The 12795-nt window shown below is 76.6% G+C and carries 11 protein-coding genes; all 11 read right to left on the reverse strand.

Annotated elements, in window-relative coordinates; translation table 11 throughout:
* Positions 1-16: 16 nt before the first annotated feature.
* Positions 17-139, reverse strand: coding sequence for a hypothetical protein (locus ACTT8P_RS25640; protein ID WP_442834101.1), 123 nt, complete (start codon positions 137-139; stop codon positions 17-19).
* A complete protein-coding gene (locus tag ACTT8P_RS25645; RefSeq protein ID WP_442834102.1) occupies positions 136-1719 on the reverse strand; it encodes a TRAFAC clade GTPase domain-containing protein in 1584 nt (527 codons plus the stop codon). Before ACTT8P_RS25645 ends, ACTT8P_RS25640 begins: the two co-directional genes overlap by 4 nt.
* Positions 1716-1892, reverse strand: coding sequence for a hypothetical protein (locus tag ACTT8P_RS25650; protein WP_442834103.1), 177 nt, complete (start codon positions 1890-1892; stop codon positions 1716-1718). Before ACTT8P_RS25650 ends, ACTT8P_RS25645 begins: the two co-directional genes overlap by 4 nt.
* 40 nt (positions 1893-1932) lie before the next feature.
* The gene (locus tag ACTT8P_RS25655; protein WP_442834104.1) at positions 1933-4446 is read right to left on the reverse strand and encodes a GTPase-associated protein 1-related protein; all 2514 of its coding nucleotides are present in this window, start codon (positions 4444-4446) and stop codon (positions 1933-1935) included.
* The gene (locus tag ACTT8P_RS25660) at positions 4443-5681 is read right to left on the reverse strand and encodes a TRAFAC clade GTPase domain-containing protein (protein ID WP_442834105.1); all 1239 of its coding nucleotides are present in this window, start codon (positions 5679-5681) and stop codon (positions 4443-4445) included. The genes ACTT8P_RS25655 and ACTT8P_RS25660 overlap by 4 nt, the downstream gene beginning before the upstream one ends.
* 4 nt (positions 5682-5685) lie before the next feature.
* The gene (locus ACTT8P_RS25665) at positions 5686-7902 is read right to left on the reverse strand and encodes a hypothetical protein (RefSeq protein ID WP_442834106.1); all 2217 of its coding nucleotides are present in this window, start codon (positions 7900-7902) and stop codon (positions 5686-5688) included.
* 355 nt (positions 7903-8257) lie between these two features.
* Positions 8258-9001 carry a sirohydrochlorin chelatase gene (locus ACTT8P_RS25670; protein WP_442834107.1) on the reverse strand — a complete coding sequence of 248 codons (744 nt, stop codon included), beginning with the start codon at positions 8999-9001 and terminating at the stop codon, positions 8258-8260.
* A gap of 8 nt (positions 9002-9009) precedes the next feature.
* Positions 9010-9906 carry an ABC transporter permease gene (locus tag ACTT8P_RS25675; RefSeq protein ID WP_442834108.1) on the reverse strand — a complete coding sequence of 299 codons (897 nt, stop codon included), beginning with the start codon at positions 9904-9906 and terminating at the stop codon, positions 9010-9012.
* On the reverse strand, positions 9893-10681 hold the full coding sequence (locus tag ACTT8P_RS25680) for an ABC transporter ATP-binding protein (RefSeq protein ID WP_442834109.1): 789 nt from the start codon (positions 10679-10681) through the stop codon (positions 9893-9895). The genes ACTT8P_RS25675 and ACTT8P_RS25680 overlap by 14 nt, the downstream gene beginning before the upstream one ends.
* Positions 10682-10686: 5 nt before the next feature.
* Positions 10687-11823, reverse strand: coding sequence for an aliphatic sulfonate ABC transporter substrate-binding protein (locus ACTT8P_RS25685; RefSeq protein ID WP_442834110.1), 1137 nt, complete (start codon positions 11821-11823; stop codon positions 10687-10689).
* A 2-nt stretch (positions 11824-11825) separates the two neighbouring features.
* On the reverse strand, positions 11826-12795 hold a 970-nt coding region (locus ACTT8P_RS25690; RefSeq protein ID WP_442834111.1), incomplete at its 5' end, for a sulfate adenylyltransferase subunit 1.

Here is a 12795-nt window from a genome sequence, read left to right on the forward strand (position 1 = left end):
AGGGAGTGCGGATCGGTCACAGCAGCCACCACAGCAGCGCCGCCACCGCTGCCGGTGTCACCGCCAGGGAGACGAGGAACAGCGTCGCCACCAGCCGCCGGCCGCGGCCGACGGCCGGGGTCACCCGGGCCCCAGTCATGCCTGCGTGCCCGTCCTCTCCGTCGCGCCGCCGGTCCGCAGCCCCGAGGCGGCGAGCAGCCACAGCACCGGCTCGGCCGCCCGGAGCTGTTCGCTCTCCAACGGGCCGGCGCAGGTGGCGGCGTGGGCGCTCACCGTCCAGTAGCGCGCCGACCGGAAGTCGTGCCCGAGGGCGCGCACCAGGGCGCCGAGGCCGATCTCGGTCAGCCAGTCGTCGATCCGCGCCCCGGGCACCGGCAGCGAACCGAGCTGCTCGACGACGTCCCGCTTGGTGACCACCGCGGCCACCGGCAGCCGGGCCCGCCGCCCGGTCAGCGCCGCCAGCTCCCCGGTCAGCCGCTGGTACGTCTCCCAGGGCCCCTGCGCCGCGGGGCGGGCGTCGGTCACCCGGCGGGCGTCCTCGGGGGAGAGCCGGCGGCGCACCTCGGGTGCCGCCAGCACGTCGGCGACCAGCACCACCCCGTCCGCGTGCGCCAAGTACCCTTCCCCGCGCGCTCGTTCGGCCTCGCTCACCGACTCGCCCATCGGGTCGTACAGATACAGCAGCCGGCGCCGCCGGCCCCGGCGCACCAGCAGCATCAGGGCGCGTGGCTGCCCGCCGGTCGTCGCGTGCGCCCAGCCGGTGCGCCGGACCTCCTGGGCCAGATCGCCGGCCGCCCGCCGGTCGGCGTCCGAGGCGTACTCCACCGACAGCCCGCCCTGCCGGGCCCACGCCTGGAGTCCCTCCGTCATCGCGGTCATCAACATGGTCTTGCCGGCGGAGGCGCCGCCGATCAGCGGCGCGTGCACGACGCGGGTGGTGCCGGCGGCCGCGGGCAGCCACCGCTCGCAGTACGGGCAGTGCGCGGTGAGCGCGCCGCCTCCCGTGAGCCGGGTGGCGGGCAGCCGGTGCCCGCAGCCGCAGACGTGCCACAGCGCGCCGTACCGGCCGGGGCGCAGCGCGCGGTGCTCGGCGCGGCAGTTCGGGCAGTGGTGCAGGGCCAGCGGCACGGGCCGGTAGCAGCCGGGGTGCGGGCACTTGACGCGCACCCCGCGCAGCAGCCGCCGGCCGCGCTCCAGGGCGCGCAGCGCCGGTACGGCCGCCGCCCAACCCAGCCACACCAGCCCGAGCAGCAGCGCGAACACGGTGAGTACGGCGGTCAGGGCGGCGCAGGCGAGGACGGCACCGAGGGCCGCGCCGGCGGCGGTGCCGGGGGCGATGAACACCGCCAGCAGGAACCGGTTGACCGGGATGTCCACCCGGCGGCCGTCCGGGCGCCGCCCGGTGAACAGGTGGCGGGCGGTCCGCCGCAGCCACGGGTCGGCCAGGTCCCGCCAGACGGTGCGCGGGCCGTGCGCGGCGGCGGTGGCCGCGTCCACCCACAGCTGCCGCCAGTAGTAGGCGAGATGCGCGGGCTCACCGGGACCGGGCGGCCCGAGCCGCCCGTCCCCCTCCCCGGCCCGCCACGGCCCGAGCCCCCGCCACACGGCCCCCAGCCCGGCCGCCACCAGCTCCCACGCCGCCCGGCCGGCGCACACGCCGGCGGCGACCAGGGCGGTCCAGCAGCCGAGGATGAGCAGTGGGGTGAGGTCGGAGGTCATGGTGAGCCTCCCGCGCCGGGGGCCTGCCCGGCCCGCCACGGTCCGGGCCGCCGCCATACGGCGTCCAGCCTGGCGGCCGCCAGCTCCCACCCGGCCCGGCCGGCGCACACGCCGGCGGCGACCAGGGCGGTCCCGCAGCCGAGGATGAGCAGTGGGGTGAGGTCGGAGGTCATGGCGGGCCTCCCGCGCCGGGGGGCCGTCCGTCGCCGGGCGTCACGGGCGTCGTTCCCCGGCCGGCGGCTCCACGTCGCCGTGCCGCACCGGCGGGCGCTCGGCCCGGCGGGCGCGGCCGGCGAAGCGGCCCGTGAGGCGGCCCAGGGCGCCGGGCCGGTTCCAGGCGCGGAACGCGTCCAGCCGGCCGCCGCCCGCCCGGTCGAGGGTGTCCTCGATCCCGGCCAGCTCCGCGGCGGGCAGCGACCGCAGCACCGGGCGCAGCACCTTGGCCAGCAGGGCGGTACGGGTCTCGTCCCAGGCCGGATGGACGCCGGGGCAGGCGCTCCAGGCGCAGAAGCAGGCGGCGGCGTACTCCGGCGAGGTGCGCAGCCGGTCCCGGACCCGCTCGGCGTGGACCGTCCGTTCGTAGGCGGCCAGCAGCCGGGTCTCCCCGGACCGGGCCAGCCCGTACAGCTCGCTGTCCGGCGTGGGGCCGTCGACCAGCCGCCGGGCCAGCGCGGCGAAGACCCGCTCGGTGACGGTGTCCGGGACCGGTTCGGCGGCCCCGGCGCGCAGCCCGAGCGCCCGGCCGACCCACTCCTCGCCCTCGCCCCCGGTGCCGAGCAGGCCGGTGAACTCCAGCAGGAGCAGTGCGGCCCGCTGCCCGGGGCGCAGTTCGGCCGGGAAGCAGCGCAGCAGGTCGGCGGCGAGGACGGGGACGTCCACGTCGTCCGGGGGCGCGGCGAGGGCGGCGTCGACCAGGACGTCACGGGTGCCGGCCGCGCGGTGGATGTCGGAGCCCAGCTCGTTCAGCAGCAGGCTGGCCTCCTGGCTGGTCGGCAGCTCGCCCGGCCAGACCAGGGCCAGGGCGGTCCGCAGTACGGCCGGGTCGGCGTGCGGCGAGACGCCGGCGGCCCGCACGACGCCGTGGAAGCGGGCGAGTCGGTCGGCGGCGTCCGGCCCGGTGCCGCCGGGTGCCAGCACGCACATCCGCAGGTGCGGGAAGCCCGGGTGCAGAGCGACGGGCAGCCGCGACCCCGCGAGCCGCCGGGCGACGGCGGCCGGATCGGCGGCGGCCAGCGCGTCCAGGGCGCCGAACAGAGCGATGCGCAGGGCGGGATGCTCCTCGACGGCGGCGAGCAGGGCGGGCGGTGGTTCTTCCCCACCGGGACCCGCCGTGCCGTCCGGCGCCGCCACCAGCACCCGGGACAGCCGCCCCGCCAGCCCCGGCAGCAGGTCCTGGCAGTCGATGTCGAGCAGGTCGGCGGTGCCCAGCAGGAGCAGCGGACGGCCGGTGGCGGGCTCGCGCACGTCCGCGATGCCGGACCGCAGCGGCGCGGCCAGCGTCCGGGCCAGCCCGCCTCGGACCACCGGCGTCAGCGACCCGGCGCGCAGCGCGGGCACCGGTCCGCCGGAGAGCACCGCCGAGGTCAGCACCCGCCCGGCCAGCGGCGCCGTCACGGCGATCGGCAGCCGCCCCTCGACCCGGTCCAGGAGCGCGGCCACGGCAGCCCGTTCGGCACCGGTCTCCGCCGTAGCCGTAGCCGTAGCCGTCGACGCAGACGCGTCTGCGACCGTAGCCGTGCTCAGCACGCCGATCAGCGCCGTCAGGGTCGGCTCGGGCAGCGTCCCGACCCGTTCGGCCGCCCACTGGGCGGCGGCGGCCCGGGCGTCGGAGCGCAGCGCCACCCCGGCGGTCAGCGCCGCCGCCGCGAGGTACCCGAGATCCAGGGAGGCGTCCCGGAACAGCTCCGGACGCCCCGCGCCCCACACCCGCGCACAGGTGTCCGCCCAGGCGTCCGGCACCGCCCCCGCCGCCCCCTCGGCCGCCCGCCCGGTGCAGTCGTGCACCCGCAGCCGGGGCCCCGGCGGACACGGCTCCGACGACGGCAGCGCGCCGACGATCTGCTGCCGGGCCTGCTGCGGACGGCGGGTGTACGTCGTGAACGTCAGCCGGTGCGCCACCTCCCGGGGCAGCACCGCGCAGGCCAGCGCGATCCACTGGGCCACCGCCGCGCTGTCGTGCTCCACCAGTACCAGCTGGCAGGCGTCGGGCTGCTCGGCGAGCACCCTGAGGTCGGCGAAGAACGCGGCCAGCCGGTCCGCCCGGGACGCCGCGAAGGCGATCAGGCCGTCCCGGCGCAGCAGCCCGGACGGCTCCAGCCGGTCCAGCGGAGCGGGCCGCCGGTCGGCGGGCGTGGCATCCGCCCAGCGCGGCGACTCCCACGCCGTGATGGGCAGCGCCCCGTCCGGCAGCCGCGCCCCCGGCGGCAGATACAGCGCGTGCGCGTGGAAGTTGCCCCAGCGCCCGCTGTAGTCCGCGCCCGTGTAGACGGTACGGCTCAGCAGCCGTCCGCCGTCGGACAGTTCGTGGCAGCCCAGCGCCTTCGGGAACCCGCTGAGCTGTGCGGCGTCCGGCCGGGCCGGCAGGTCGCGCGGCGGCTCGTACCCGATGAGCTGCTCGGCCTCCCGCAGCAGCCCCTGCGGCACGCCGTCGCTGATCGCGGTGAACCGGAACCCGGAACCGTCCGGTCCGGGCGGCGCGGACGTGTAGTGCAACTGGGCGAGGCTCACTTGACCCGCCCCTTCCCGGCGCCGCGCACCCGCAGCAGCCCCTGCCGGCTCAGCAGCCACAGCAGCGGATCCTCCACCCGGACCGGCTGCGGCCCCGACTTCGGGGCGTCCGCCGGGGCGTCGGCCGGCGGCGGCGCGCCCAGCGCGGACAGCCCGAACAGCGACACCTCGGCGAAGTCCAGCTCAAGGCGCCGCATCAGCGTCCCCGAGTCCCAGTCCGCCAGCAGCGACCGCATCTCCTCGTGCACGGCGAGCCGGTCCTCGTCGTCGTAGACCCCGCCCTGGTGCGGGGCGTTGCCCAGCAGCGGCGAGTGCGGGTCGAGCAGCGTCCCGAGCATGTCCGTCTTGGTGACGGCCACCGCGATCGGCGTACTGACCCGGCCCCGCGCGCCCCGTCGCCCGTGCGCCCGCAGCTGGGTCGCCAGGTCGGCGGCGATCTGCTCCGGCGGGGTCTCCACGGCCGGCAGCGGCGGCCCGTCGTGCACCGGCAACCGGTCCCGTACCGAGCCCAGTTGCAGCGGGTCGACCAGCATGATGATGCCGTCGGCGGCACTGAGGTAGCGGGTGTAGCGGTCCATCGCCTCGGCGTCCGCGAGGTCCTCGCCGGCCGCGTCGAAGAAGACCAGCGTGGTGTGCCGGGTGCCGCCGCCGGGCCGGCCGCGCCGGGGCAGGCTCAGCCGGTACAGCAGCGGGTCGCTGAAGCCGAGCGCCGCCGGGCGGGTGGCGTCCGGCAGCCGCAGCCGCTCGTAGAGGTCCTCGGCCATCTCCTTGTCCCGCCGCTGGGTGCTGGCGCCCATCGCCGCGAGCGAGGCGTGGTACGCCTGCCCGACCCGCTGGTTCAGTTCGTTGACCAGCACGGAGACGTACGTGCTCTTGCCCGACGCCTTCGCACCGACCAGCGCGATGATGCGGCTGTCCTGGTCGCAGTAGTCGCTCGGCAGGTCGTTGTGGCAGGTCCCGCAGACCCGGACCGGGGTGCCGACCCCGCACTTCGGACAGGGCACGCTGCCCGCCGAGCTGCCCAGCACCCGGCCCACGCTGCGCGGCGGGTCGAAGACGGGGCCGCGCATCCGGGCCGCCGGGGGAGCGTTGGGCCCGGTGAACCCGGCCCAGATGTCGTCGCGGACGGGACCGCACGGCGCGCCCTTGACGCCGCTCGGCATCATCTGGCAGCGGTAGGGCAGCCGGCCCGCCGAGGCGCGGGTGAAGCAGTAGGGGCAGGTGACGGTCGTCATGGGCTCAGCGCACCACCAGGGTCGCGGGGGAGGGTTCTTCGAGGCGTACGGCCGTGGCGTGCTCGCCGAGCAGGAAGCCGCGCAGCGTGTAGGGGGCGGGGAAGGGCGCGGCCGGCAGCTCCTGCTCGACCGTGCCGCCGTGCCGGGTCAGGTCGGTGCCGGCCACCCGCAGCACGGTGGTGCCGTCGCTCGCGTGCCGGGGGCGCAGGGTGCCGCCGCGCACCACGCACACGAACTCGGGCAGGTCCGCGCCGGCCGGGTCGGGGCCCAGCAGGGTGACCCGCAGCAGCGGCCGGCGGCGGCGGGACCGGAACCGGCCCGGGGCGCGCACCAGTTGGTACCCGATGGCGGTGTCCGCGGCGAGCAGCACCTCGGCGGGCTCGGCGGGCAGCAGGACCGCGCCCGGCACCTGGGGGGCGACCGAGGCACGGACCCGTACGGCGTGCGGGCCGACCGGGAGCCGCAGGCCGCCGCGCCGGTAGGCGTGCGCGGTGACGGTCCGCTCACCGCCCTCGCCGGGCGCGGTGACCTCCGGTCCCGGCAGTGGCTCCCAGGCGACGGTGACCTGTCCGGTGCCCGCCGGCCACTCCAGGGTGACGGCGGCCTCCCCGGCCGGCAGTCGGCGGGCGGCGAGCGCGGTGACCGGCGCCGGTGCCTCGACCCCGACCACGGGCCCGGCCAGCGCGCGTTCGCCGCGCACGGCGACGGCGGCGATCCGCAGGTGCCCGCCGCGGCGGGGGCGGACGGTTCCGGTGGGGGCGGAGGTGGTGGCCGGGCGGGGCGGCGGGTCGACGTCATCGGCCGGGTCCGGGCCCGGCGGGTCGCTGAGGCCGTCCAGCCGGGCCGGCAGTTCGTCCGTGCGCAGTTCGGTGCCGGCGGCCGGCGCGGCGCCGGGCCACTCCACCAGCCGGACGTCGGCGTCCCGCGCCCCGGTCCAGGTGAACCGCAGGACGTCGCCGTCGGGTTCGGCGGTGAGCGTGCCGACCGGCTCCGGCCAGGGGTGCACGGTACGGGTGAGCAGCCGGCCCGGCGAGGCGACCGGGGTGCCGTCCGGGGCCCGGTAGTGGCAGCTGACCCGGAACGCGTGGGTGCCGACGGCCAGTCCGGTCGCGGTGAACCCGTCGGCGTCGGCGTCCAGCCGCTCGGCCGCGCTCTCCGGGCCCCGGTGCTCCACGGTCACGCTGGTGGCGCCGGGCGGGCAGGTCCACGCGCAGGTCACCCGCCCCGGCCCGTCCGCGAGGTCCGGCGTGCCGACCTCCGGGACGACCGGCAGCCGGTGCGACACCAGCGGGGGGCCGGACACCTGGCCGGCCCGCAGCGGCAGCGCGGCGTAGCGGACCGTGCTGCCGGGGACGACGGCGGTGTCCCGGGCGGTGCCGGTCAGTGCCGGGACCTCCCGGTGCCCGGTGCCGCCCCGCTCGTCGCGCAGCAGACACAGCAGCCGCCAGGACTCGGCACCGTCCGCGTCCCAGGCCAGCGCCACGCCGTCCAGGGCGAGTCCGGCCCGCAGCGCGGCGGGCCGGCCGGGTTCGGGCCGGTGCGTGCGGACCAGGCCGTGCAGCGCCCGCCGGTCGTCCGCGGCCTCGCCCAGCGCCCGCAGGTACTGCTCGGTGGCCGCCTCGGCGTCCCCGTGCCGCGCCGCGTGCCGGGCCGTCTCCAGCGCCGTCTCCAGGGTGGCCAGCCGGCCGGCCAGCTCCGCGCGCAGCGCCCGCAGTTCCGGGTCGTCGCTCTGCGGCAGCCGTTCCAGCAGGCCCCGGGCCCGGTGCAGCCGGCGGTCCGCCCAGGCGTCGGCGAGCGCCTCGGCGGCGGCCCGCTGTCCCGGGTCGAGCACCGGCCGCAGCCGGGCCGCCGCCAGCAGCCCCGCCGCCTCGCCGGGATGGATGCCCAGTTCGGCGACGACCTGCTGCCACTGGTCCGGCGGCCGGTCCTGCACCAGGCCGATCAACTGGTAGAGCACGACCCGGCGCAGCGCCCGCGCGTCCCGCCGGTGCACCGCGGCCAGCAGCCGCGCCAGTTCCGCGGCGGGACCGGCGCCACCGGCCACCTGGTCGAGCAGCGCGCCGTCCACCCGTCTGCGGCCGCGCGGACCGGACGGCACCTCGAGACCGTCCAGGACCCGCAGTCCGCCGCCGGACGGCACCAGAATCTCGGCCGCGTGCCGGGCACCGGCCGCGTGCTGCGCGGCGGTCAGTTCGGCGTAACCGGGGACCAGCGGACTCAACGGCAGCCCCGACAGCGCACCGGGCAGCCCCAGATGATGTCCGAATATCCGACCTGCCCCCACCTGTGCCGTGCCCCCCGCGCTCGTTCGCCGAAGCACCATCCCAGCAGATCAACGACCGGGGAGGGAAGGGTTTCCCGGAACCCGCGCACGCCGCGCCCGCAACCCGCGCATCCGGGGCGCGCCCGGTCGGCCCCGACCGCCGCGGCGACCGGCTGGTCCGCCGTGACCTGCTCGTCCGTGACCTGCTCGTCCGTGACCGCCGCGGTGGTCGCCACCCGCAGGCGCGTCGAGACCCCGCTGCACCGGCACCCGGACCGCCCCGACCAGGGCCTGGTGCGAGCGGCGCCCGGCGTCACGCCCCCACGGCCACCCGCGCCGCGGCCGGCCTCCGGGCCGCCTCGTACCGTCGCACCAGCAGCCGGGCCACCTCCGGTGCCGGGCCGAGCACGTCCGCGAGGACGTCGGCGCCGGCCGCGCCGCGCGCGATGCGGTCCGGCAGCCGGCCGGGGGCCAGTACATAGGGGGCCACGGCGATCCGCGCGCACCCCGCCGCCCGCAGCTGACGCACCGCGTCCTCGGTGCGCGGAAGGGACGCGGAGGCGAACGCAGGCCGCACGGCGCACCAACCGGTGTGCCGCCACTCCCGCGCGATGTCAGCGATCACTGCGATCGCCTCCGGGTCGGTGGACCCCGCCGAGGCCAGCACGACCCCGGTCGAGGACTTGTCGGCGGGGCTCAGCCCCGCCTCGTACAGCCGCCGCTCCAGCGCGCGCAGCAGCAGCGGGGCCGGGCCCAGCACCTCGGCCTGCCGGATCCGCAGCCGGGGCGGCGCGGCCGCGAGGACCGCCGGGATGTCGGCCTTGGCGTGGAAGGCGCGGGTCAGCAGCAGCGGCAGCGCCACGACGTCCCGGACGCCCTCGGTGGCCAGCGACTCCAGCACGCCCGGCACCGACGGCACGTTGAAGTCCAGGAACCCGGTCTCCACCCGGACGTCCGGGCGCAGCGCCCGCACCCGGCGGACCAGGGCGTGCACGGTCGCGGCGTGCCGCGGATCGCGGCTGCCGTGGGCGATGACGAGCAGGACCGGTGCGGACATGACGGCGTTCAGCTCCTCACCAGCAGACCGCGGCTGCGCAGCACCCACCGCTCCAGCGGGCTGAAGACCAGCAGGTCGACCGCGATGCCGACGACCAGGATCAGCGCAATGGCCTCGAACACCATCGCCATGTCACTGGCGTTGCGCCCGTTCTCCAGCAACTGCCCGAGCCCCACGCCCAGGTCGGGGAAGGAGGCGATGATCTCGGCGGCCATCAGCGAACGCCAGGAGAACGCCCACCCCTGCTTCAGCCCGGCCACATAGCCGGGCAGCGCGGCCGGCAGCGTGATGTGCCAGGTGCCCTTCAGCCCGGTCGCGCCCAGCGTGCGCCCGGCGCGCAGGTACAGCGGCGGCACCTGGTCGACGCCGGACACCAGCCCGTTGGCGATGGAGGGGACCGCGCCGAGCAGGATCACGGCGTACATCATCGAGTTGTTCAGGCCCAGCCAGATCACGGCCGGCGGCACCCACGCCACCGACGGCAGCGACTGGAGGCCGGACAGGATCGGGCCGAGCGCCGCCCGCACGAACCGGACCCGGGCCACCAGCAGCCCCAGCGGCGTGCCGATCACCAGCGCCAGCAGGAAACCGGACAGCCCGCGCGAGACGCTGGTCCAGATGTAGCCGAGCAGGGTGCCTTCGAGCCAGGCGTCGTGCAGCACCCGCCACACGTCGGCGGGCGCGGGCAGCTTGGTCGGGTCGTCGACGATCTCGAAGGAGATCAGCGCCTGCCACCCGGCCAGCACCAGCAGTACGGCGACGAGGGGTGGCAGCACCTTCTGGGTGAGGGTGTGCCGGACGGACGTACGGCTCCGCTCGGTGGTCTCCAGCGCGTCGAGGCCCGCCTCCAGGCCGGCCAGGCCGTCCGTGTCCGCGGCCGGGGTACGGGTTTCAGTGCCGGCCATGACGACGGATCTCTCCCCGCAGTTCCTCGGTGATCTCGACGGACAGCTCCGCCACCGCGGCGTCCTCGATGCGGCGCGGGTGCGGCAGGTCCACCGTCCACTCGCGGGCGACGCGGCCCGGCCGGGAGGACAGCAGTACCACCCGCTCGGCCAGCCGGACGGCCTCGCGCACGTTGTGGGTGACGAACAGGACGGACAGCCTGGTCTCGCGCCAGATCCGGGTCAGTTCGTCGTGCAGCACGTCGCGGGTGATCGCGTCCAGCGCGGCGAACGGCTCGTCCATCAGCAGCAGCCGGCTCTCCTGGGCCAGCGCCCGGGCCATCGCGACGCGCTGCCGCATCCCGCCGGACAGCTCGTGCACCCGCTTGCCGTACGCGCCCGTCAGCCGGACCAGTCCGAGCAGTTCCTCGGCCCGGTCCCGGCGGTCGGCCTTCGGTACGCCGCGCAGCTTCAGGGCGAGTTCGATGTTCTTGCCCGCGGTCAGCCACGGGAACAGGGCGTGCTCCTGGAACATCAGGGCGGGCCGCCCGGCGGTGTCGATCGTGCCGGCGCTGGGCCGGTCCAGGCCCGCCACCAGGTTCAGCAGTGTCGACTTGCCGCAGCCGGAGGCGCCGAGCAGGGTGACGAACTCGCCGGGCGCGACGTCGAGACTGACGTCGTCCAGGACCAGCTGCGGCCCGGCCGGGCCCGCGAAGGACTTCGAGACGTGCTCGATCCGGGCGGCCCGGGTGGCGGCGTCGGTGCCGTCGGCGGCCTTGGCGAAGGTCGTGGCCATGGTCGTCACCTCCTGAAGGACGAGGAAAGGAGCGGGTGCTGCCGGACGCCGAGCCCGGCGTCGTCGACCGCGGGCTCGCCCTCCGCTGCGAGGACCTGGTCGAGCAGGCTCAGGTCGTAGATGCCGTCGAGGTCGGGGTCGTCCAGCAGCCCCGCCGCGACGGCGTGCCGGGACTGGGCGGCGAGGGTGGCGGCCAGCGGGTCGTCGGTCACCGTCAGCGACTCCCAGGCCGGGTCGAGGATGTCGGCCGGGAGCGCGGTCCCCGAGTCGGCCTTCAGCTGCTCGTTGGCCGCGGCCTTGGCCGCCTCGGGGTGCGCCTCGATCCACCGGTTGGTCGCCACCGACGCCTTCAGCACCGTCTCGACCGCCCCGGGGTGCTCCGTCAGGAACTCCTGGCGCACCACGATGTTGGTGGTCACGAACTTCTGCTCCGGCCACAGGCCGGCCTCGTCGACCAGCACCTTCCCGCCCTCGGCGACCAGCCGGGACGCGGTCGGCTCGGGCACCCAGGCGCCGTCCACCGACCCGGTGCGGAAGGCGTCCGGGGTGACCTTGTTGTCGCTGCGGACGACCGTCACGTCGCCCTTGCCGCTCTGCGCGTCGACCCGCCAGCCCTGCTCGGCGGCCCAGTGCAGGAACGCCACGTCCTGGGTGTTGCCGAGCTGCGGGGTGGCGATCCGCTTGCCCGCGACATCCCGCACCGACTTGATCTTCTCCGGGTTCACCACCAGCTTCACCCCGCCGGACGCCGACCCGCCGACGATCCGCAGGTTCGCGCCACCGGACCTGACATAGCCGTTGACCGCCGGGGACGGCCCGATCCAGCCGATGTCGATCGACCCGGCGTTGAGCGCCTCGATCTCGGACGGACCCGCGTTGAACACCGCGTACTTCGCCTCGGTGCCGCCCAGCGCCTGCTGGAAGAACCCCTTGCGGTTGCCGACCAGGGCGGTGGCGTGGGTGATGTTGCCGAAGTAGCCGATCCGCACCGAGTCCAGACCGTCCGTCTTCGCCGCCCCCGGCACCGCCTTGACGGTGTCGTCGGCCTTGGCCCGCGACCCGTAGCCGCAGGCGGCGAGGGCGAGCAGCAGCGGCAGGACGGCGAGCACCGGCAGGGCGCGGCGGACAGCGGCGGCGGACATGCTCAGAAATCCCACCCGTCGTCGTCCGCCGCGGCCACGACCGGCTCCGGGGACGCGAAGGACTCGCCGACCATGCCGGCCGTGAGCGTCGTCCCGTCGGCCGGGTCGATCAGGATGAACGATCCGGTGCGCCGCGAGTCGGCGTAGGAGTCGGCGGGCAGCGGCTCGGCGGTACGGATCTTCACCCGGCCGATGTCGTTGGCGACGAGCTGCCCCGGGTGCGGGTGCAGCGACAGGTCGTCCAGCGTCAGCCGGGCCGGGATGTCCTTGACGATCGCCTTCACCGTGCGGGTGCCGTGCTTGAGCAGCACCCGGTGGCCGACGGTCAGCGGCGCGTCGGCGACGTGGCAGACGGTCGCCTCGACGTCCTGCGTGGTGGCCGGCGCGTCCTGGGTGGGCACGATCAGGTCGCCGCGCGAGACGTCGATGTCGTCCTCGAGGAGCAGCGTCACCGACTGCGGCGTCCACGCCACGTCGACCCGCTCACCGAGCAGGTCGATGCCGCTGACCTTGGTGGTCCGGCCGGACGGCAGCACGGTGACCGGGTCGCCGGTGCGGAAGGTGCCGGCGGCGATCTGACCGGCGTAGCCCCGGTAGTCGGGGTGGTCGGCGGTCTGCGGCCGGATCACGTACTGCACCGGCAGCCGGGCGTGGCAGTGCGCCAGGTCGTGGCTGACCGGCACGGTCTCCAGGTGCTCCAGGACGGTCGGGCCGCCGTACCAGTCCATGTGCGCGGACGGCTCCACCACGTTGTCCCCGACCAGCGCCGAGATCGGGATCGCGGTGACCTCGGGGACGCCCAGCTCGGTCGCGTACGCCGTGAACTCCTCGGCGATGGCGGCGAACACCGGCTCCTGGTAGTCGACCAGGTCCATCTTGTTGACGGCGAGGACGGCGTGCGGGACGCGCAGCAGGGCGGCGATGGCGGCGTGCCGCCGGGTCTGCTCGACGACGCCGTTGCGGGCGTCGACG

Source organism: Streptomyces sp. JW3 (assembly GCF_052216785.1).
Classification (GTDB): domain Bacteria; phylum Actinomycetota; class Actinomycetes; order Streptomycetales; family Streptomycetaceae; genus Streptomyces.